We start from the raw sequence: 20,796 nt of genomic DNA, 5'->3' as shown, positions 1-20,796 counted from the left end.
TTTGCCGATTATAATATACATCTCATTTTGGGTGGATAAGCGCTACTGCGTAGCGTATTACTTTCAAATATACACTTAATTATTATCTTACAAATCATCAAAAGGACTTTAAATTTTTTTCATAAAAAAAGCGCTCCTTTTCAGGAACGCTTTTTTAAAATCTATAAAATATAATTATTTTTTATCCATCCATTTTCTGGCATTGACAAACGCTTCATGCCAAGGCGAAACTTCATCTTCTCTGTCTTTTGGGTAATGTGCCCAGTTCCATTGGAACGTAGAACGCTCAATGTGTGGCATCATAACCAAGTGACGTCCTGTTTTGTCGCAAAGCATGGCAACGTCAAAATGAGAACCGTTTGGATTAGCAGGATAGCCTTCATAGGCATATTTAGAAACAATATTATAATTTTCTTCACCCATTGGTAAGTTAAATTTTCCTTCTCCATGCGAAACCCAAACTCCAAGAGTACTTCCTGCTAATGAAGAAAGCATCACTGAATTGTTTTCCTGTACCGTTACTGATGTAAAAATACTTTCGTGTTTATTACTTTCGTTGTGCAGCATTTTTCCGTGTACTTCATGCTCCGGATTAATTACTTCCAATTCCATGAATAATTGACATCCATTGCAGATTCCAACAGACAGCGTGTCTTCTCTTTTGAAGAAATTGTCTAAGGCTGTTTTTGCTTTTTCATTGTATAAAAATGCTCCCGCCCAACCTTTGGCAGAACCCAATACATCTGAATTGGAGAATCCACCAACAGCTCCAATGAACTGAATGTCTTCTAAAGTTTCACGACCTGAAATTAAATCGGTCATGTGAACGTCTTTTACATCAAAACCGGCTAAGTACATCGCATTTGCCATTTCACGCTCGGAGTTACTTCCTTTTTCACGGATAATAGCTGCTTTTGGTTTTGGTTTAGAATGGTCGATAACTGGTTTTTTTCCTGTAAAATGTGTTGGAAAAGTATAGTGTAACGCTTGGTTTTTGTAATTGTCAAAACGCGCTTGAGCGGTTCCGTTTTTCGATTGTTTTTGGTCTAATAAAAACGAAGTCTTAAACCAAACATCTCTGTATTTAGCAATGTCTAATGTACAAGGACCAAAATCTAAAGTCGCTTCATTTGTAGCCGTTCCTAATTTATAGAAAGCAACGGTATTGGCGTTTAATTTAGATTCCACTTCAGCATCTGATTTTGCTTGGAAAACAATTCCAATATTTTCAGCAAAAAGATATTTAATAATGTCTTTTTCTTCGAAAACAGAGAAATCTATTTTAGCTCCTAAATTCACATCGGCAAAACACATTTCTAATAAAGTAGTAATCAAACCACCACTTCCAATATCGTGTCCTGCAAGAATATTGTTTTCTAAAATTAATTCTTGAATCGTATTGAACGCTCTTTTGAAAAAAGCAGCGTCTTTAATAGTTGGCACTTCATTTCCAATAGTGTTCAAGGTTTGTGCAAACGAAGAACCACCTAATTTGAAATCATCTTGCGATAAATTGATATAATAAATAGAACCACCGTCTCTTTGTAAAACAGGCTCTACTACTTTCCTGATATCGGTACAATTTCCACCTGCTGAAATAATTACTGTTCCCGGTGCGATTACTTCTTCATTTGGATATTTTTGTTTCATCGAAAGTGAATCTTTTCCTGTTGGAATATTGATTCCCAATTCGATTGCAAAATCCGAACAACCTTGTACAGCTGCATACAAACGGGCGTCTTCCCCTTCGTTTTTACAAGCCCACATCCAGTTAGCAGACAATGATAGTCCGTCTAAACCATCTTTTATTGGAGCCCAAACAATGTTAGACAATGCTTCTGCAATAGCCGTTCTACTTCCCGCAACAGGATCAATTAATGCGGCAACAGGAGAGTGACCAATCGAAGTTGCAATTCCTTCTATTCCTTGATAATCTAAGGCCATTACACCACAATTATTCAATGGCAATTGCAAGGGACCGGCACATTGTTGTTTGGCAACTTTACCACCCACACAACGGTCTACTTTATTGGTCAACCAGTCTTTACAAGCTACCGCTTCCAGTTGAAGTACCTGCTCTAAGTAGGTTGAAATGTTTTTCTTGTCGTATGTTAAATCAGTATAGTTTCTTTCGATTGTTTTGTCCGTCATCACCACTTTTGGAGAACTTCCAAAAAAGTCTTCCAAGGCAAAATCCATTGGTTTAGCACCAGTTGATTTTGATTCGAAAGTAAAACGGTGATCTCCAGTTACGTCACCCACTTGATACATTGGGGAACGTTCTCGGTCGGCAATTTTTTGCAATAAATCAATGTTTTCCTTGCCAATAACCAATCCCATTCTTTCCTGGGATTCGTTACCAATTATTTCTTTTGCCGAAAGGGTAGGATCTCCCACAGGCAATTTATCTAAATCAATTAATCCACCTGTATCTTCCACTAATTCCGAAAGACAGTTTAAATGTCCTCCAGCTCCGTGATCGTGAATAGAAACAATTGGATTGATATCGCTTTCTACCAAACCACGAATGGCATTGGCAGCACGTTTTTGCATTTCTGGGTTCGAACGTTGAATCGCATTCAATTCAATTCCTGAACTAAAAGCTCCGGTATCTGCTGAAGAAACTGCAGCTCCACCCATTCCAATTCTATAATTTTCACCACCAAGGATAACAATTTTATCGCCTGTTTGTGGTTTTTTCTTAATGGCTTGATCTAATTTTCCGTAACCAATTCCACCCGCTTGCATAATAACTTTGTCGAAACCTAGTTTACGAGCGTCTTCTTCGTGTTCGAAAGTCAGGATAGAACCTGTAATTAACGGTTGCCCAAATTTATTTCCAAAATCAGAAGCTCCGTTTGACGCTTTGATTAAAATATCCATTGGCGTTTGATACAACCATTTTCTTTCGGTCATACCATTTTCCCAAGGTCTGTTTTCGGCTAAACGAGAATAGGAAGTCATGTAAACTGCCGTTCCTGCCATTGGCAAAGAACCTTGTCCACCTGCTAAACGGTCACGGATTTCTCCACCAGAACCAGTTGCAGCTCCATTGAAAGGCTCCACGGTTGTTGGGAAATTGTGCGTTTCTGCTTTTAATGAAATAACCGAATCAAATTCTTTTACTTCATAAAAATCAGGTTTGTCAGCACTTTTTGGAGCAAATTGTTGTACACGTGGCCCTTTTACAAAAGCAACGTTGTCCTTGTAAGCTGAAACAATATCGTTAGGGTTTTCTTGTGACGTTTTCTTGATTAATTTGAACAAAGAAGACTCTTTTTCTTCTCCATCAATTATAAAAGTTCCGTTGAAAATCTTGTGGCGACAGTGTTCTGAATTGGCTTGTGAGAAACCAAAAATTTCAGAATCCGTTAGTTTTCGTCCTAATTTAATCGCTAAATTATCCAAATATGCTACTTCTTCCGGACTTAAAGACAATCCTTCTTTTTTATTGTAGGCTGCAATATCATCGATGTCCAAAATAGCTTCCGGAAGTACGTTGATAGTGAAAATATCTTGATTTAATTCAGCATATTTTTGTGAAAGCATCGGGTCGAAATCCGAGAAATCAGCTGTTGCTTTGTGAAATTCTTCAATTCGGATGATTCCGGAAATACCCATGTTTTGGGTGATTTCCACTGCATTGGTACTCCAAGGCGTTATCATAGTGGCGCGAGGACCAACAAAAAAATCCGTCAACACGGATTTTTCTATTTTATAGGAGTTGGCAAAAAGCCAGTTGAGTTTTGAAATGTCTTGAGCCGAAATTTCGTTTTGCGTTTGTACTGCAAAAACAGTTTTGCTTTGGTTTTCAAAGAAATGGATCATTGTTTTTTAGTTTGTTGTATTGCGATGCAAATTTAGTTTAAATAAATAGTACGAGCAAATGTGAAAAGCAAAGACTTTGAAAAATTATTTAGGAAACGGTTTGTTTTGATACGCCCCTAAATCAGGAGGTAAAGTTCGCGTGTTTCCTATAATATCCAACGGAATAAGATAGGCCGAATTCCCTTTTGCGAAAGCAGCGGAAGTCTCGTCAATGCTGAATTTGTTTAGGGAAACCTTAAAAAATTTAGGGTCTTTATTTAAAATAATTGCGTTGTAATGTGCTGCATCCGTTTCAAATTGATAGTCTGGATTGGTCGTGAATTGATTGGAAGTATTGTCAAATTTTAAGAGGCAATTATTGAATTGGTATATAAAAGCAGCACCTGTTTTTTTATTTAAAATCATTTCATTGGAGTAAGAACCGTAAATAATACAATTATTGAATGTTGCTTCGGTCAAATCTTTTACTTCCGGAACTGCTCCTAAAATGTAATTACTTACCAAAACTGCCACTTGTTCTGAGCTATTCCAATTGTTGTTGAACGTACAATGGGTAAAGTTGTAATTTCCCCCATAAGCGCAAGCTAGACCGGCTTGTCCCGCATTATTGATAACCAGATTCTCACCATTGATTTTTGCAGTCTGCGCCAAAATACCATAGTTAGCTGAATTATAGATTTGTGTATTTTTTATAGTTGTGGTTGTTCCGTCATTATTTTGAATCAGTAATCCTATAGTTCCATTTTTGATGGTAGCATGATTCAATTGATTATTCGTGCTGCCATTCGTAAGCCAAATTGTTCCCCATTGTCCTGGAACATCGGAATATTCGGGTTCTAACCGATCGCCTTCAAAAATGACTTCTTTTTCCAATTTATCTGTGGTAGAAGCAGCTCCATTTATATGTATCGATGCATTATTAGACACAATTAGGCCGGAATTCGCATGAAAATGGACTCTGGCGCCCGCATCAAAAGTTACCGTTTTACCAGAAGGAACGGCAGCGTAACCATAAATAACGTACGGTTTTTTATTGGAAAACAGCAGTTCATTGCCATTTACGGGATCATTTTCATCGAGATAAAAACCATCAATTTTTTCTTCGCCAATGGGAAGTGTTTCAGTAGTTCCATCGGAAAAACGTTTTGGATAGAGAAAAACAGCATCCTGAATGAGTGTGACTAATTCTACTTTTTGCAAATTTTCGCCACCATCAAACTGAATTTGGTCGGTGTATAAAAAGTCAGTTGGGTTGGCATCGGCAATAGTAGCGGTGGTTTCTATGAAAATATATAAACTGTCTTTGGCGAGAAGGTCAACATTGGTGAATATTTTTCCATTTGTTCCCTGCATTCCATCGACTGTCATTCTATATTTAGAACTCAATCCTTTTCCTAATTTTATGGTTGGAATGGTGATGTCATTTTTACTGTGATTGTACACTTTAAGGCGGTAGGTGCTGGAACCTATATTTGTAAAAACGGTGTCTAAGTAGATGGTGTCTTTCGAAAAGGTTAAATCGCCCGTGCTGGCCACGGTCTCAAAATCAGAACGACAAGCGCAAACAGATACCAATATTCCAATAAAAAACAGTAAAGTTATGGGACGCATTTCGTTAGTTTTTTTGTAAAAATAGGGATTAATTTGAAAAAAAATAACCACAAAAGTCACAAAAGGAAAAGGAAGTCATAAATGAACGGAAAAGCAATGCCGAAAATTTATGTTCTGTTATGTATTATAAAAATATTTAAGAATTAAGCATACAATCTTTTGTGTTTTTGAAAAGTAAATAAGAAGCTTTTGTACCTTTTGTGGTAAAAAACCAAATTATTCTATAGTGACGAAAAATATATATACTAGTCTGTCGTTTTTTGGTTTAAACATAAGCATACTATTTATACTTTTACAAAAAAATAAAAATGACTTTCGACAAAGAAAAAATCCTTCAATATTGCAATCAAATTTCAAAAAACACACTGATGCAAACCCTGAATATTGAATATACTGATGCAGGAGAAGATTATTTAGTGGCTACGATGCCTGTAAATCCATCAGTGCATCAACCTTTTGGATTATTACATGGTGGCGCTTCGGTTGCTTTGGCCGAAAGTGTGGGGAGTGCCGCATCGTTGTTGTATGTAAATTCAGAACACAGTGAAGTGCGCGGAATTGAAATATCAGCGAATCATTTGAAAGCAAAACGAGATGGAATCGTAACGGCAACCGCAAAAATAGTTCATAAGGGGAGAAGTATTCATCTTTGGGAAATACGAATTACGGATGAAAAAGACAATTTGATTTCGCTTTGTAAATTGACGAATATGGTTTTGCCAAAAAGAAAAAGTGAAGAAAAATAATGGACGTAATTTTAGATAAAGCCAAAAATCAATTTGCACAAAATTTACCTTTTGTATTGTATTGCAAACCCAATTCGGATATGGTAATCGGACTTTTTCAGCAAAATGATGAATTGTATAAAGTCAATGATTTTACCGAAAAAGGCTTTGTTTTTGCTTCTTTTGATGGTAATCAAACGTATTTAATTCCTGAAAATCAATCCGAAATAGTTGGTGTTATTTGGGACAAAAAAAAAGTTGACGTTCTTGAAAGGGAATTTAAGGAACCAAATGGAGTAACCAGAAATAATTTTGAAAGATTGGTTGCCAAAGGAATTCAAGCCATTGAAAATGACGAATTCAAGAAAGTGGTTTTATCCCGAAAAGAAACTGTTGAATTGGTTGATTTTGATTTGGTTACGGTATTCGAAAAGTTGGTTCGCTTGTATCCCGCTACTTTTGTGTATTGTTTTTATCATCCAAAAGTGGGAATCTGGCTCGGCGCTTCACCCGAACAATTATTAAAAGCCAATGTAAATGTATTTGAAACAATGGCTTTGGCGGGAACTCAAAAAGACAGTGGTTCAGGGGAAATAGTTTGGGGTAAAAAAGAGAAAGAAGAGCAGCAATATGTTACGGATTATATAGTTTCAGCCTTGCAAGGCGTGGCTTTGGAAGTTTCGATTACCAAACCCTATAGCGTCAAAGCGGGAAGTATTTGGCATATAAAAACGGATATTTGGGGAGTATTGAATTCAGATTCCACTTTGCAGCAAGTAATCCATTTATTGCATCCCACACCTGCAGTTTGTGGTTTACCCAAAGAAAAATCGAAAGCTTTTATTTTAGAAAATGAAAATTACGACAGGAGTTTTTATACTGGTTTTTTAGGGGAGTTGAACAGCAGTTTTGCAACAGATTCCGTAAGTTCTGATTTGTTTGTAAATTTGCGCTGTATGCAAATTGAGGTTAATTCGGAACTAGCAATGATCAAGGCGTATTTGTATATGGGTTGCGGCATCACAAAAGACAGTATTCCGGAAAAGGAATGGAGCGAAAGCATCAATAAATCAATGACAATGAAAAAGGTGTTATAGACGAAAGTTTACACGAAATAGATAACAGAATAGTAATAATAAAAAATATGAAATTAGACATACTTGCTTTTGGAGCGCATCCTGATGATGTCGAATTGGGTTGTGCGGGAACTATTCTAAAAGAAATCTCCTTAGGGAAAACCGTGGGAATTGTTGATTTGACTCGTGGTGAATTAGGAACGCGTGGTTCGGCTGAAATTAGGGATGAGGAAGCAAATGCTGCTGCAAAAATTCTAGGAGTTTCGGTACGGGAAAATCTGGAAATGCGCGATGGTTTTTTTGTAAATGACGAAAAGCACCAATTGGAAATCATAAAAATGATTCGCAAATATCAACCAGAAATTGTATTGTGTAATGCCATTGACGACCGTCACATCGATCATGGAAAGGGAAGTAAATTGGTTTCGGATGCTTGTTTTTTATCGGGATTGAGAAAAATAGAAACTACAGTTGATGGCGAAGGTCAAGCTGCTTGGAGGCCAAAATTAGTGTATCATTATATTCAGTGGAAAAACATAGAGCCAGATTTTGTTGTCGATATTACCGGTTTTACCGATAAGAAAATTGAATCTATTTTGGCTTATCGCTCGCAGTTTTATGATGCAAATTCCAAAGAACCGGAATCGCCAATCACTAGTAAAAACTTCTTAGAAAGTCTGAATTATCGTTCTAGAGATTTGGGACGGTTAGTAGGGGTTGAATTTGGTGAAGGTTTTACTGTTGAAAGATATTTGGCAGTCAATAGTTTAGGAGATTTGATGTAAATTTGCTGTAATTTTTTAAAAAAAATATTTGCAGAAGTAAACTTATGTTGTATATTTGCCACCGCTAAGCAAATGGTGGTTGTAGCTCAGTTGGTTAGAGCATCGGTTTGTGGTACCGAGGGTCGCGGGTTCGAGCCCCGTCTCCCACCCAGAAAGCAAAAGCTTCGAAGAAATTCGAGGCTTTTTTTGTGGAATAAACTTTCGTGGGATTGCCCGGTTTATTTATTGGCTTGAATATTGTAAAAGAGAAAGCGTATAGTATAAATTAGGAGATTGAAAGAGTCGTTTGGGATTTCATAAACAAATAAATATTTCTGAAAAATTAAAATATAAAATAGGGGTGCGAATAGTTTTCAGGTAACATAAAATAGTTAGCGAAAACATAAATTGAGAATTAATACAAGAATAGACTGTGTAGCAGTGGGACATTTATGTTCGGGAATATTTTTCAATATTCATGCCTCCTTTTGTATACCTTTGAGCACATTCCTACCTGATTTTCAAATACTATTCTGCATTCAAAAAATTTAAATATCATTTAATTCACCAAATGGAAAACGAGCAAATTAATTCTAAAATTCTTAAAAGTAATTATATTCCAACTGCTGAATTTTATAGCCAGATAATTGACAGCTTACAAGATTACTCCATTTTTACTCTTGATAATGATTTTGTAATTAATAGCTGGAGTTCAGGAGCATCAAAAATATTTGGATATGAATCGGATGAAATTATAGGAGAACATTTTGATATAATTTTTAGAGAAGAAGACAAACAAAATGGTATTCCGAAAAAGGAAATTGAAACTGCATTAAAAGAAGGAAGAGCTACGGACAATAGATGGCACATTTGTAAAGACAAAAGTGAATTTTATGCGTATGGTTTGGTTTTTCCGCTGACTGGAATAGATGGAGAAATGTTAGGATATGTTAAAATCCTACGCGACTTAACGGAAAGAAAGAAATCTGAAGATGCCATAAAAAAATATGTAAAGGACCTAGAAGACTTAAATACACATAAAGAAAGTGTTCTTGCCATACTTTCGCATGATTTGAGAAGTCCATTATCCAGTATTATTGCTACTACGGGATATTTGAAATCAAATTTTGAAAGAATGCAGCCAAATACAGTTAAAGAAATGCTGGAACTTCTTTACAAAGCATCAATAGATGAGTTAAACATGTTAGACTACTTAGTGGAGTGGGCGAGAATAAAGTACGCGGCAGAAGTCTTTTCTCCTAGAAAAATTGAGCTTGTTGATTATGTTCAAAAAGTTTTTGATACTTTAAATGATACTGCTTCTTTAAATACAATAAATCTTCATCACGAAATTAAAGAAAATACCAGTGTTTTTGCAGATGGAAAAATGCTACTCTCTGTTATTCAAAATATAGTTTCCAATGCGATTAAGCATTCACTACCTGGAGGGGAAGTTATCGTTTCGGCAAAAATCAAAGGAGATAAAATAATCGTTCAAATAAAGGATTCCGGTGTTGGTATGTCTAAAGAGATTCAAGACAAACTTTTTACACCACAAATGAATATACTTTCTAAAGCAAGGACAGAAAATAAAGGTGCAGGGATAGGATTATTATTAGTGAAAGGGTTTTTAGAAAAAAATGGTGGTGAAATATGGGTAGAAAGTGTAGAAGGCGAAGGTTCCTCTTTTTATTTTACATTACCAATAGAGAAGCCATTAGACAAAATAGATAGTGCTGATAAAATTGAGTTTGATGAAAGCGCTTAAAAAATAATCCTAAGGTTAAAACATAAAGGATGTAACAGCTATAAAATTCAATAAAAGATGACCTTAAAGTCCACATTAGTGGGCTTTTTTTATGGTGTAAATAATTATCTCTGGTGTGTTTTTTTGGATTTAATTGCTGTTTTGAAGATTGTAAATAATAACATAAATTAGCAGGACTTAAAAACTGTTTTTAGTTTGTATCTGATATAAATTCAGTTGTTTATGAGTAAAAAGTAATAATGACACTAATTGTAAAAGTAATAAATATGCCTCAAGACATTTCACCAATTATAAAGCCAGATGAACTAATAGCACTGAAAGATAAAAGTGAATTAGTAATTATTGATGCCAGTAACGGTAATGGTGCTAAAGAAAATTATGCTGCGGAACATTTAGATGGCGCTTTGTATGTTGATTTAAACACGCAGTTAGCCAATATAAATGTGGATGTTTCTATAGGAGGCAGGCATCCTTTGCCTACACTTGAACAGTTTTCTGAAACTTTAACGAGTCTTGGTATAACGCCTACGAGTCATGTAGTGGTTTATGATGATAAAAATGGTTCGAATGCAGCTGCACGGTTTTGGTGGATGCTAAAATCTGTTGGGCACCAGAAAGTTCAGGTGCTGGATGGAGGATTTCAAGCGGCTATTAAAGCTGGATTTCCAACAAGCTCAAAAACAGAAATCCCATTGAAAAAGGAACCGTATAAAATTGAAAATTGGTTGTTGCCGTTAGCTGATATTTACGAAATTGATAAAGTAGCACAAGACACGGGTTTTCTGGTCGTCGATGTACGCGATGAAGAACGATACAATGGAGAGAAAGAACCTATCGATTTAGTCGCCGGACATATTCCGGGTGCCATAAACATTCCTTTTACCACTAATTTAGATTCTAATGGGTTTTTCTTATCACCTGAGGAATTGAAGAATAATTATTTAAAAGAATTTGAAGATAGGGCAGCTGAAAATGTGATTGTGCATTGCGGTTCCGGTGTAACTGCCTGCCACACGCTTTTGGCTATTGCTTATGCAGGTCTTGAAATTCCAAAACTGTATGTTGGGTCTTGGAGTGAGTGGTCCAGAAATAATAGACTGATAGCGACTTCGAAGAAAGAGTAAAGGTTGATTTTTCAGTATGTGTAAACAAAACAAGAGCTTTGAATTCCTTCAAAGCTCTTGTTTTATCGGGTTTGCACAAGGGATAGCAGTGGAAATCCTTTTTTGTGATTTTTCATCACAAAAAAGATTGCAACGTATAGCTCGACCCGCTTTTTTCGGCGGGATGTGCCCTAATGCTAAAACTATTTTTTATCGACTACAGGGCGATTTTCTCTGTTTGCCAATTCCCAAGCGATTACAAAAGCAAGTTGCGTTCTTTTGGCTAAAGCATCAAATTCAATTTTATCAACTTCATCTGTTTTTTGATGGTAATCAGCATGTACGCCATTGAAAAGGAATACGGCTGGAATTCCATGTTTGGCAAAATTATAATGGTCAGAACGCTCATAAAAATGATTTGGATCTTTAGGGTCGTTGAATTTATAATCTAAATCCATTTTGATATACTTGGCATTTGCGATGGTACAAATGTTATCTAAATCCGTTGATAAACGATCCGCGCCTATTAGATATACATAATTATTTGTATTTGCATGTGCCTCGTCACGACGACCAATCATGTCAATGTTGATATCAGTAATTGTGTTTGCGACAGGGAATAAAGGATTCTCCGAGTAATAACGAGAACCATGTAATCCATGCTCTTCACCTGTTGCGTGGAAAAACATAATAGAACGTTTTGGACCATGACCTTCTTTTTTTGCAATTTCGAATGCTTGTGCAATTTCCAGTAAAGCAACTGTTCCGGAACCATCATCATCAGCACCGTTGTATACTTCGCCATCTTTAATACCTACGTGGTCGTAATGAGCCGAAATAACCAAGACTTCTTCTGGTTTTTCCGAACCTTCGATGAATGCCCAGATATTCTCTGAATCACCTAATTTTTCTCCGTATTTTTTGTTCATGAATTCAGCAGGAACTTTTTGGTAATACGATGTAGCCCCTTTAGGGAAAGGAATATTATTTTTCTTGTATTGACTGATAAGATAAACACCAGCTTTTTTCTGACCGGCTGATCCTGTTTCACGTCCTTCCATAGAATCAGAAGCGACAATATAAAGATGTTTTTTTAAATCACTGGCCGTGATGGTATTCATGTATTTTGTAGGTTCAACAGCAGTTACACTCTTTTTTTGAGTAGTACAACTGATGCTTAAAACCAAAAGCAAACTTAATAGGGATATTTTTTTCATGTTATTTAATGTAAATTAATAAAGGTATAAACTGCAAAAAGGGTAAGGATTATGAAAACAAAAAACATGTTAATGAAGAACATAACTATTCCTTTTGTTATTGAAATTATTTTAGAATCGCCATAAAAACGATGGTGCGCCGGGAAAAAATAATACAACATATAAAGGACTGCAATAGTTGTAAAAATATAATCTATAACGGTAAATAATGGGTATTCATTTAAAAGTCCAAGGAAGTAGTTTTCTAATTTTAGTATTAACAATCCTAACAATAAAAATGAAAAGTAATGTAAGGTGAAAATACCATGGTCAAAATAGTACCATTTTTTCTTATTCTGAAAGAGCCATAAAATAAAAGCAAAGAGTGGCATGTAAACAAACAATGCTTTTGGAAGATTGTGTATGAAGGATTCAACGAATTTTTCTTTAAGTTCAGTTGCAGTGTATCGATCATTTACCAGCTGCGTTTTTCGGTTTAACCAGTATTGAAATGCACCCATTTTATTTTCGGGTTTTGCATTTTTCTGGATGGAATCAAATTCCTGAACTGATTTGTATTGTTTTCCAAAAAAGGTAAATCCTCCGTCTTCTTTATCTTCTTTTTTCTCCTTAGAGGCAACAATGAACTTTTGAATTGAATCGGACTCTTTTTTAGAAATCAATCCTTTTTTTTCAAAGTCAATTATTTTTTGCTGCTCTTTGTAGATTGTATCTTGTTTTTTGACTGTTTCTGTTGGGTTATAAAATTTTTCGGAAGCAGGTTTTGAGTCATTTGCTTCTTTATTTTCAGGCATCACACTGATTAGAAAGAAAGTTATAAAACTGATGAAAATATAAAGGCGAACAGGTGCTAAATAGGATAGTCGTTTACCAGAAAGATATTCCTTAGTTAGGGATGCCGGTTTTAAAATTAAGTTTTTTATGGTACGCCAAAAAGCATTTTCATAATGCGTCAGGTCTTCAAAAAAATGAATGAATAAATGATGAAATGTTTTTCTGATATCAGTGTTTTCCTGTCCGCAATTAGGACAGAATCTGTTTTCTACAACATATCTGCAATTTAGGCATGTCTTATCCTTTCTTAAAACGGTTTTCCCCATAAAAACGTTGTTTTGGCTATTAATAGAATCTAAAAATTATTTTTTCAAAACTTCATTTAGGAAAATTTTGAAATGTTCAAAAGAGCGTTTGTCTGCTTTTTCATTATAGGCAGCTCCTTTTGAATTGTCATTTCCTGCATCCGGATCTGTAAAAGAGTGAACCGCATTAGCATAATAAATCATTTGCCAATCTGCTTTTGTGTCTCTCATTTCTTGTTGGAATGCGGTGATTTCTTCTTTAGATTCATACGGATCATCAGCCCCGTGGCAAACTAAAACTTTAGCTGTTATAGGTTCTGTTGGACGAGAAGCATCTCTTCCTAATCCGCCATGAAAAGAAACTACTCCTTTTATATTCAAGTGGGCGCGAGCTGTTTCAAGTGCTCCCGTTCCACCAAAACAATATCCCATTACGACAATGTTGTTAGGATTTGCGCCGGATTTAATTAATTGTTCTAATGCTAATGAAATTCGTTTTTGGTATTCCTTGTAGTTTGTTTTGTAAAATCCTGCTTTTTGACCTGCTTCGGCATTGTCTTTTGGATAATTTCCAGCTCCATAAATATCGGCTACAAAGGCATAATATCCTAGTTTAGCCAAAGTTTCTGCGGTAGTTTTTGCATGTTTATCAATTCCTTTCCAAGCGGGAAGAATTAGGATACCCGGTTTTTGAGGGCTTTTTTTCATTGGCTGAATTTGGAATCCATTCAAAACCTGAGCGCCATCATTATATTTTACTGGTGTCAGCTGTGCAAAGGTGGCATTTGAAAAGAGTGCTATTCCTAAAATAAACAAGGCTATATTTTTCATAATGTTTTATTTTTTTAACAAATATCTAAAATAAATTGTGATTTTTCTGTATAAATAGACTCTTTTTGGATTTTTTTATAACATAAAACAGTAAAAGATAATTTTGGGAATTATAGTGTGATATTTCGTTTGAAAGCGCAGCCCAATTCTATAATAGAATCCGTTTTGGAAATTCCCGGAATATTATCAATTTTTTCATAAAGGATTTTTCTCATGTGCTCGTGATTCTGCGCTACTATTTTGATATAAAGCGTGAAAGAACCGGTTACATAATAGCATTCCGTTATTTCAGGAATATTCTTTAATTCCTCGATAATTCTGTTTGAATCTTGGTCTTTATTTAAGGTAATACCGGTAAAAGAAGCCCAGTCGTACCCAATTTTTTTTTCGTTTATAATGGGTTTTATTCCTGCCAGAATTCCTTGTTCCGTCAATCGATTTACTCGCTGATGAACCATTGTATTGGATATTTTTAGCGAAGAGGCAATAGCTGAAAATGCCATACGACCATCTTTTTCTAATTCTTTAATAATATTGATATCAAATTCATCTAATGCATCCATGTAATTTATTTTAAATTGAAAAGGTATTTTTTAATATTTATAAAAGTAACTATTATTTCTCATCTAATTGAAAGGAAAAACGAAAAGTAGATATTGATAAATAACTTATTTTCGTACAAATAAAAGTGATTATTTGTTTTTAAATGATTAAATTAAGTCAAAATTATCATTTTTTGTTGTAAAATAAAAAATATTATATATTTTTGTTTAAAATTTTTAATAAATAACAAGTCATGGAACAATTACATCAAGCACTTTCTTCAAAATCTGAAGCATTTATAGAAAAAGAAAATAAGTATGGCGCTCATAATTACCATCCTTTACCGGTAGTTTTAGAAAAAGGGGAAGGCGTGTATGTTTGGGACGTAGACGGAAAAAAATATTATGATTTCTTGTCGGCTTATTCGGCGGTAAATCAAGGGCATTGTCATCCAAAAATTGTTGGCGCTATGGTAAAACAAGCGCAAACATTGACGTTGACTTCACGTGCTTTTTATAACGATCAATTAGGGCCTTACGAAGAATTTGTAACTGAATATTTTGGTTTCGATAAAGTTTTGCCAATGAATACAGGTGCCGAAGCAGTGGAAACCGCTTTGAAAATCTGTAGAAAATGGGCGTATGAAGTAAAAGGAATTCCAGAAAATCAAGCACAAATTATTGTTTGTGAGAACAATTTCCACGGAAGAACGACTACTATTATTTCGTTTTCAAATGATGAAAATGCACGTAAAAGTTTTGGTCCTTTCACAGCAGGATTTATCAAAATACCTTATGATGATATTGAAGCATTGGAAAACGCTTTAAAATCAACTAATAATATAGCTGGTTTCCTAGTGGAACCTATTCAGGGAGAGGCCGGAGTTTATGTTCCCGCCGATGGTTATTTGGCGAAAGCCAAAGCACTTTGCGAACAATACAATGCCTTATTTATCGCTGATGAAGTACAAACAGGAATTGCACGTACCGGAAAATTGTTAGCCGTACATCATGAAAATGTCCAACCGGATATTTTAATTTTAGGAAAAGCGATTTCGGGTGGTGTTTATCCAGTTTCGGCAGTTTTGGCAAATAATGCGGTTATGAATGTCATCAAACCGGGTCAGCACGGTTCTACTTTTGGAGGAAATCCAGTTGCGGCAGCAGTTGCCATTGCAGCACTTGAAGTGGTTCGTGATGAAAATTTATCACAAAATGCAGCTTACTTAGGCGTTGTTTTAAGAACGGGTCTTAACGAAATAGCTTCTAGAAATCCCTTAATTACATTGGTTCGTGGTAAAGGATTACTAAATGCGATTGTTATTAATTGTGATGAAAACTCCGATTTGGCTTGGGATATTTGTATGAAATTCAGCGAATACGGTTTGTTGGCAAAACCTACACACGGAAATAAAATACGTTTAGCACCGCCATTAGTTATTACTGAAACTCAAATTCACGAGTGTCTTGGAATTATCGAAAGAGCATTAAATGATTTCAGATAATTTAATTGTCATGGAAAAAGCAATAAAATTAATCAAAAACCGGTCTGATATCGGTGCTGGGACCCGAGGTTCGGATTTAGGGATTGATGCTATCGAAATAGCTGCAATTAATCAAGACAGCGACTATTTTAATCAGTTTGAGTTTGAAGATGTGAAAACGCATAACGAATCCATTTATGATAAAAACCGAAGCACTTCTGCCAAAAGAATTGAACATGTTGTGGAGCAGTGTACCAGAGTTTGTAACGCTGTAAAGAAAAATCTGGAACAGAATTATTTCCCCATAGTCTTATCAGGAGATCATTCCTCAGCATTAGGAACCATAAGCGGTATAAAAGCAGCCTATCCTGAACAGACATTAGGAGTGATTTGGATTGATGCCCATGCTGATTTGCATTCGCCTTACACATCACCTTCGGGAAATATTCATGGCATGCCATTATCGGCGGCTCTTGCTGATGATAATTTAAGTTGTCAGAATAACGAAGTGCCTCTTGAAACCCAACAGCATTGGGAGAAAATGAAAAACATCGGTAGTGATGGTGCTAAAGTACAGGCGGAAGATGTTATTTATTTTGGTGTTCGCGATACAGAAGAAGCCGAAGATAAGCAGATTGAAAAGTTGCATATCCGAAATTATAAAGTTCACGAAGTACGTTATAGAGGACTTCAAAATTGTGTTACTGAAGCTTTGGCAGAGCTAATGAATTGTGACATGATTTATATTTCTTTTGACGTAGATTCCATGGATTGTGATATGATTTCTTATGGGACTGGAACTCCGGTACCAAAAGGATTTGATCAATACGAAGTCATTGCCATTATTAACCAGATTATCGAAAGTAAAAAGGTAGTTTGTCTCGAAGTTGTGGAAGTAAATCCACTTTTGGATACTAAAGGGAACAAGATGGCAGAAACGGCTTTTGAGGTTTTGGAGGCCGTAACTTCAACACTTATTTTACCTATTGAATAACATATAAATTTTGAATTAGTATTTAAATCCCAAAATCTAGATAGATTTTGGGATTTCTTTTTTACGGATTTTACAGATTTGCTATTGCTTTGTTCATTTTTTAATAAATAAAACGGTTTAAATCTTGCTATATTCATTTTGCATGCAATTATAGTTAATTGTTGGTTCAACTTCACATATTTACGTATATTTGCAATAAGTATTTTTACTTAGTTTTATTCGAAAATGTATGATACAAGTGGACCAAGCCTTATCGATTATTGCAGAAAATAGTTGCAAGATGCCTATTAGAAAAATTAAAGTGACCAAATCACTTGGTTTTATTTTGGCGGAAGCAATTTATTCTCCAATGGATATGCCGCCTTTCCGTCAATCAGCGATGGATGGTTACGCTTTTATGCATGGTGAATTGCAACAGTTTGACGTGGTTAGCACTTCACAAGCGGGGGATTTTTCGAATAAAAAAATAAAGAAAGATCAAGCGATTCGAATATTCACTGGAGCGTATGTTCCGGATAATTTGGATACGGTTGTCATGCAGGAGCATACTACAGTTAAAAATAAAACGGTTGAAATTACTAAAATGCCAGCCCGTTTTGCTAATGTCAGAAACAAAGGCGAGCAAATAAAAGAAAACGAACTCGTACTTGAAAATAATACCGTGATTACACCTGCAGCTATAGGTTTTTTAGCTTGTTTGGGAATAACGGAAATAACAGTTTATGCCAAGCCTAAAGTAGCAATTGTGGTTACTGGAAACGAATTGGTAAAAATGGGCAAAAAATTATCTGAAGGAACCATTTACGAAAGTAACTCTATTATGCTTGAATCTGCTTTGCAGGGAATTGGGATTAAGAAAGTCGAAACATTCCGGGTAAAGGATAATTTGAAAGCGACAAAAAGAATTTTAAAAAGCTGTCTTGCTGCTTTTGATGTTGTGCTTGTTTCGGGTGGAATTTCGGTTGGGGATTATGATTTTGTCAAAGAAGCACTTTTGTCCAATGGAGTTGAAGAGTTGTTTTATAAAATTAATCAGAAGCCTGGAAAACCGTTGTTTTTTGGAAAAAAAGACAAAACGATAGTTTTTGCTTTGCCTGGAAATCCAGCTTCGACATTGACCAGTTTTTATATTTATGTTCATCCGGCACTAAAAATAAATATGGGTTTTGAAGCGATTCATTTGCCAAAAATCAAACGAAAAATAACCACCCAATTTGAAAATACATCAGGGAAAACCTTATTTTTGAAAGGGTTATGTGATGATGAAAAAGTTACGATATTAGAGAGTCAAAGTTCAGCCATGTTAAACACTTTTGCAGTAGCAAATGCTTTAATTTATTTGCCTTATGATGTGGTAAATATTGAAAAAGATCAGGAAGTAACGGTTATACCACTTAATTAATTATACAGATGTCAATAGTAAATAATGATTTTTTGATTTTATTCGGGGTGTTATTAGCCGTGGTTGCGTTTTTGTATTCAAGCGTGGGTCATGGTGGTGCATCTGGATATTTAGCGTTGATGGCGATTTTTGCATTCCCTATTTCGGTGATGAAACCTTCAGCCTTGTTGCTTAATTTATTTGTTTCAGGAATTTCTTTTTTCTTTTATTACAAAAAAGATTTCTTCAAACCCAGGCTGTTTTATCCTTTTGCGATAACTTCGGTACCGGCGGCTTTTATTGGTGGAATGATTCCGTTAGAAAATAGTTTTTATAAAATATTGTTAGGAATCGTATTGATTTTGGCAGCGTTAAGATTGTTCGGTTTTTTTAATTCGAAAGAAACAGAAAGCACTAAAATAAATATTCCGGTAGCTATGGGAATAGGTTTTGGAATAGGTTTATTATCCGGAATGTTAGGTATTGGTGGTGGCGTTATCCTGAGTCCAATCATTTTATTATTGGGTTGGGCAACGTTAAAAGAAACAGCAGCCATTTCAAGTTTATTTATTCTGGTGAATTCTATTGCAGGACTTTCGGGCTATTTTATGGGGGACAAAACGTTTCCAACAGAAAGCTTTTATTTAGTTCCAATAGCTGTTTTCGGAGGGATGTTAGGCGCCTATTACGGGAGCGGATATTTTTCCAATAAAGTGCTGAAATATGTGTTGGCAACGGTAATCCTATTAGCGAGCGTGAAGTTGATTGTTTAAGTCAATAAATTATAAAGTATGCAAGTATCGATTCTTTGTGGAGGAAAAAGCAGCCGAATGCAGTCGGAGAAAGGATTGGTATTGTATCAAAACAAACCTTTTATCGAGCATATTATTGAAGCGGTTTTACCAATATCAAGTAACATTCAATTGGTTACCAATACAAACGATTACGATTATTTAACATACAAAAAAATAAAAGATATAGAAGCAGATAAAGGACCTTTGGGCGGAATATATACGGCACTGGTTCATTCGGAAACGGAGATGAATTTGATATTGAGTTGCGACATTCCATTAATTTCTACCGAAATACTATTGGAATTGATTGAAAATCATGGTACAAATTTTGATGTTTCTGTTTTTAAAGATAATGATCGGATTCATCCTTTGATAGGAATTTATTCAACAACTATAATACCTGTTTTAAAAAAGGCAATTGATGATAATGATTTGAAAATGATGCGCTTCATTTCAAATGTAAAACATCAATTGATTCCGATTACGAATACCAAAAGACATTTGTTTAAAAATATAAATTCTGTTACCGAGTTAAACGAATTGAATACCAATTTATCCTAGTTAAAATGAAAAATTCAAATACACCAAAATTGACAATCGTTGGGGCAGGTCCCGGAGATGTAGAGTTGATCACTTTAAAAGCAATCAAAGCATTGGAAAGTGCTGATGTTGTTTTGTATGATGCCCTTGTTAATGAAGATTTGTTGCAGTATGCGACCCATGCAGAAATCATTTTTGTTGGAAAGCGTTTTGGTTGTCACGCTTACAGTCAAGATCAAATTAATGAATTGATTGTGTCGATGGCAAACCGTTTTGGTCATGTCGTTCGATTGAAAGGTGGTGATCCATTTGTTTTTGGAAGAGGAAGCGAAGAAATAGAATATGCTCAAAAATTTGATTTAGAAACCGCTATTGTTCCTGGAATTTCATCTGCTTTAGGTGTTCCGGCGTCTAATGGAATCAGTTTGACACAAAGAAGAGTAGCCGAAAGTTTTTGGGTAATTACCGGCACTACTTCAGATCATAAATTGTCTAAAGATGTGGCTTTGGCATCGCAATCCTCAGCAACGGTGGTTATTTTGATGGGAATGAATAAATTGGACGAAATTATTTCGATTTATCAAAACAATAGAACCGATGATTTGCCTGTTGCCATCATTCAAAACGGAACAAAAGACACGGAGAAAAAAGTGGTGGGAACCATAATTTCTATCACGAAATTAGTCGAAGAGCACCAACTTTCCTCTCCTGCAATTATTGTCATTGGTGAGGTGGTAGGAAATGCTTCAAAATTAACGACTTATTTTCAAGAGGAATTATCAGAGGATGAGTTCATTTTTCAAAACTTAAATTTAACGGCATGATTGCAGTAAAATATTTTGGCGCCATAGCCGAAAAAACCAAAAGTCAAGGAGAAGAAATTTCTTTTTCTGATTTACCTTTACATCAATTAATAGCATCATTAGAGCAAAAGTACCAATTGAATCAACTTTCTTTTAGTGTAGCAATTAATCAAAAAATAGTACAGGATACAGCAAATTATATTCTGAAAAGCAATGATATTGTTGCTTTATTACCACCATTTGCTGGAGGATAAAT

The 20,796-nt window shown here is 35.2% G+C and carries 18 protein-coding genes and 1 tRNA gene; 13 read left to right on the top strand and 6 right to left on the bottom strand.

Annotated elements, in window-relative coordinates; genetic code table 11:
* Positions 1–174: 174 nt before the first annotated feature.
* Both purL and OA85_RS02645 read right to left on the bottom strand, forming a co-directional pair.
* Positions 175–3,828 carry a phosphoribosylformylglycinamidine synthase gene (gene purL / locus OA85_RS02650; protein ID WP_039107957.1) on the bottom strand — a complete coding sequence of 1,218 codons (3,654 nt, stop codon included), beginning with the start codon at positions 3,826–3,828 and terminating at the stop codon, positions 175–177.
* Between the two features lie 84 nt (positions 3,829–3,912).
* Positions 3,913–5,439: a hypothetical protein gene (locus OA85_RS02645; protein WP_039109306.1), complete on the bottom strand. Its 1,527-nt coding sequence runs from the start codon at positions 5,437–5,439 to the stop codon at positions 3,913–3,915.
* A 308-nt stretch (positions 5,440–5,747) separates the two neighbouring features.
* Between OA85_RS02645 and OA85_RS02640 the strand changes: the two genes are divergently transcribed.
* From OA85_RS02640 to OA85_RS02615, 6 genes are all read left to right on the top strand, one after another.
* The gene (locus tag OA85_RS02640) at positions 5,748–6,185 is read left to right on the top strand and encodes a PaaI family thioesterase (protein WP_039107956.1); all 438 of its coding nucleotides are present in this window, start codon (positions 5,748–5,750) and stop codon (positions 6,183–6,185) included.
* Entirely contained in the window at positions 6,185–7,261 is a 1,077-nt protein-coding gene (locus OA85_RS02635) for a chorismate-binding protein (RefSeq protein WP_039107955.1), read from the top strand. The genes OA85_RS02640 and OA85_RS02635 overlap by 1 nt, the downstream gene beginning before the upstream one ends.
* 47 nt (positions 7,262–7,308) lie before the next feature.
* Positions 7,309–8,025 carry a bacillithiol biosynthesis deacetylase BshB1 gene (bshB1, locus tag OA85_RS02630; protein WP_039107954.1) on the top strand — a complete coding sequence of 239 codons (717 nt, stop codon included), beginning with the start codon at positions 7,309–7,311 and terminating at the stop codon, positions 8,023–8,025.
* Between the two features lie 74 nt (positions 8,026–8,099).
* Positions 8,100–8,175: transfer RNA gene (locus OA85_RS02625), tRNA-His, on the top strand.
* Between the two features lie 400 nt (positions 8,176–8,575).
* Positions 8,576–9,772 (top strand): PAS domain-containing sensor histidine kinase, encoded by a 1,197-nt coding sequence (locus OA85_RS02620; protein ID WP_039107953.1) that lies wholly within the window; start codon positions 8,576–8,578, stop codon positions 9,770–9,772.
* Positions 9,773–10,011: 239 nt separating this feature from the next.
* Complete coding sequence (locus OA85_RS02615; protein ID WP_231557069.1) at positions 10,012–10,896, top strand: sulfurtransferase; 885 nt, start codon at positions 10,012–10,014, stop codon at positions 10,894–10,896.
* Positions 10,897–11,078: 182 nt separating this feature from the next.
* Here OA85_RS02615 and OA85_RS02610 read toward each other — a convergent pair whose 3' ends face one another.
* From OA85_RS02610 to OA85_RS02595, 4 genes are all read right to left on the bottom strand, one after another.
* A complete protein-coding gene (locus OA85_RS02610; RefSeq protein WP_039107952.1) occupies positions 11,079–12,092 on the bottom strand; it encodes a M28 family peptidase in 1,014 nt (337 codons plus the stop codon).
* Positions 12,093–12,097: 5 nt separating this feature from the next.
* Complete coding sequence (locus OA85_RS02605) at positions 12,098–13,192, bottom strand: DUF3667 domain-containing protein (protein WP_039107951.1); 1,095 nt, start codon at positions 13,190–13,192, stop codon at positions 12,098–12,100.
* A 36-nt stretch (positions 13,193–13,228) separates the two neighbouring features.
* Positions 13,229–14,002, bottom strand: a complete 774-nt coding sequence (locus OA85_RS02600; RefSeq protein WP_039107949.1) for a dienelactone hydrolase family protein — start codon at positions 14,000–14,002, stop codon at positions 13,229–13,231.
* Positions 14,003–14,112: 110 nt separating this feature from the next.
* Positions 14,113–14,565, bottom strand: coding sequence for an Lrp/AsnC family transcriptional regulator (locus OA85_RS02595; protein ID WP_039107948.1), 453 nt, complete (start codon positions 14,563–14,565; stop codon positions 14,113–14,115).
* A gap of 233 nt (positions 14,566–14,798) precedes the next feature.
* Between OA85_RS02595 and rocD the strand changes: the two genes are divergently transcribed.
* The 7 genes from rocD to OA85_RS02560 all read left to right on the top strand — a co-directional run bounded on the left by rocD (position 14,799) and on the right by OA85_RS02560 (position 20,794).
* A complete protein-coding gene (gene rocD / locus OA85_RS02590; protein ID WP_039107947.1) occupies positions 14,799–16,049 on the top strand; it encodes an ornithine--oxo-acid transaminase in 1,251 nt (416 codons plus the stop codon).
* On the top strand, positions 16,036–17,022 hold the full coding sequence (gene rocF / locus OA85_RS02585) for an arginase (RefSeq protein WP_231557068.1): 987 nt from the start codon (positions 16,036–16,038) through the stop codon (positions 17,020–17,022). Before rocD ends, rocF begins: the two co-directional genes overlap by 14 nt.
* A 229-nt stretch (positions 17,023–17,251) precedes the next feature.
* On the top strand, positions 17,252–18,424 hold the full coding sequence (gene glp, locus OA85_RS02580; RefSeq protein WP_039107946.1) for a gephyrin-like molybdotransferase Glp: 1,173 nt from the start codon (positions 17,252–17,254) through the stop codon (positions 18,422–18,424).
* A gap of 8 nt (positions 18,425–18,432) precedes the next feature.
* A complete protein-coding gene (locus OA85_RS02575) occupies positions 18,433–19,176 on the top strand; it encodes a sulfite exporter TauE/SafE family protein (RefSeq protein WP_039107944.1) in 744 nt (247 codons plus the stop codon).
* Between the two features lie 18 nt (positions 19,177–19,194).
* Entirely contained in the window at positions 19,195–19,758 is a 564-nt protein-coding gene (locus OA85_RS02570) for a molybdenum cofactor guanylyltransferase (RefSeq protein WP_039107943.1), read from the top strand.
* Positions 19,759–19,763: 5 nt separating this feature from the next.
* Positions 19,764–20,561: a uroporphyrinogen-III C-methyltransferase gene (gene cobA / locus OA85_RS02565; RefSeq protein ID WP_039107942.1), complete on the top strand. Its 798-nt coding sequence runs from the start codon at positions 19,764–19,766 to the stop codon at positions 20,559–20,561.
* Positions 20,558–20,794 (top strand): MoaD/ThiS family protein, encoded by a 237-nt coding sequence (locus OA85_RS02560; RefSeq protein WP_039107941.1) that lies wholly within the window; start codon positions 20,558–20,560, stop codon positions 20,792–20,794. Before cobA ends, OA85_RS02560 begins: the two co-directional genes overlap by 4 nt.
* Positions 20,795–20,796: the final 2 nt, after the last annotated feature.

The organism is Flavobacterium sp. AED (genome assembly GCF_000812945.1).
GTDB lineage: Bacteria > Bacteroidota > Bacteroidia > Flavobacteriales > Flavobacteriaceae > Flavobacterium.
The sequence above is the reverse complement of the archived record's forward strand: the minus strand, read 5'-3'. Positions and strand labels throughout refer to the sequence as shown.

Excerpts from the sequence above, each read along its gene's own strand:
- OA85_RS02640 (WP_039107956.1), top strand. The coding sequence starts at position 5,748 with ATGACTTTCGACAAAGAAAAAATCCTTCAATATTGCAATCAAATTTCA.
- OA85_RS02610 (WP_039107952.1), bottom strand. The coding sequence starts at position 12,092 with ATGAAAAAAATATCCCTATTAAGTTTGCTTTTGGTTTTAAGCATCAGT.
- glp (WP_039107946.1), top strand. The coding sequence starts at position 17,252 with ATGATACAAGTGGACCAAGCCTTATCGATTATTGCAGAAAATAGTTGC.
- OA85_RS02560 (WP_039107941.1), top strand. The coding sequence starts at position 20,558 with ATGATTGCAGTAAAATATTTTGGCGCCATAGCCGAAAAAACCAAAAGT.
- OA85_RS02615 (WP_231557069.1), top strand. The coding sequence starts at position 10,012 with ATGACACTAATTGTAAAAGTAATAAATATGCCTCAAGACATTTCACCA.
- OA85_RS02620 (WP_039107953.1), top strand. The coding sequence starts at position 8,576 with ATGGAAAACGAGCAAATTAATTCTAAAATTCTTAAAAGTAATTATATT.
- OA85_RS02595 (WP_039107948.1), bottom strand. The coding sequence starts at position 14,565 with ATGGATGCATTAGATGAATTTGATATCAATATTATTAAAGAATTAGAA.
- cobA (WP_039107942.1), top strand. The coding sequence starts at position 19,764 with ATGAAAAATTCAAATACACCAAAATTGACAATCGTTGGGGCAGGTCCC.
- OA85_RS02600 (WP_039107949.1), bottom strand. The coding sequence starts at position 14,002 with ATGAAAAATATAGCCTTGTTTATTTTAGGAATAGCACTCTTTTCAAAT.
- bshB1 (WP_039107954.1), top strand. The coding sequence starts at position 7,309 with ATGAAATTAGACATACTTGCTTTTGGAGCGCATCCTGATGATGTCGAA.
- OA85_RS02645 (WP_039109306.1), bottom strand. The coding sequence starts at position 5,439 with ATGCGTCCCATAACTTTACTGTTTTTTATTGGAATATTGGTATCTGTT.
- OA85_RS02635 (WP_039107955.1), top strand. The coding sequence starts at position 6,185 with ATGGACGTAATTTTAGATAAAGCCAAAAATCAATTTGCACAAAATTTA.
- OA85_RS02570 (WP_039107943.1), top strand. The coding sequence starts at position 19,195 with ATGCAAGTATCGATTCTTTGTGGAGGAAAAAGCAGCCGAATGCAGTCG.
- rocD (WP_039107947.1), top strand. The coding sequence starts at position 14,799 with ATGGAACAATTACATCAAGCACTTTCTTCAAAATCTGAAGCATTTATA.
- purL (WP_039107957.1), bottom strand. The coding sequence starts at position 3,828 with ATGATCCATTTCTTTGAAAACCAAAGCAAAACTGTTTTTGCAGTACAA.
- OA85_RS02605 (WP_039107951.1), bottom strand. The coding sequence starts at position 13,192 with ATGGGGAAAACCGTTTTAAGAAAGGATAAGACATGCCTAAATTGCAGA.
- rocF (WP_231557068.1), top strand. The coding sequence starts at position 16,036 with ATGATTTCAGATAATTTAATTGTCATGGAAAAAGCAATAAAATTAATC.
- OA85_RS02575 (WP_039107944.1), top strand. The coding sequence starts at position 18,433 with ATGTCAATAGTAAATAATGATTTTTTGATTTTATTCGGGGTGTTATTA.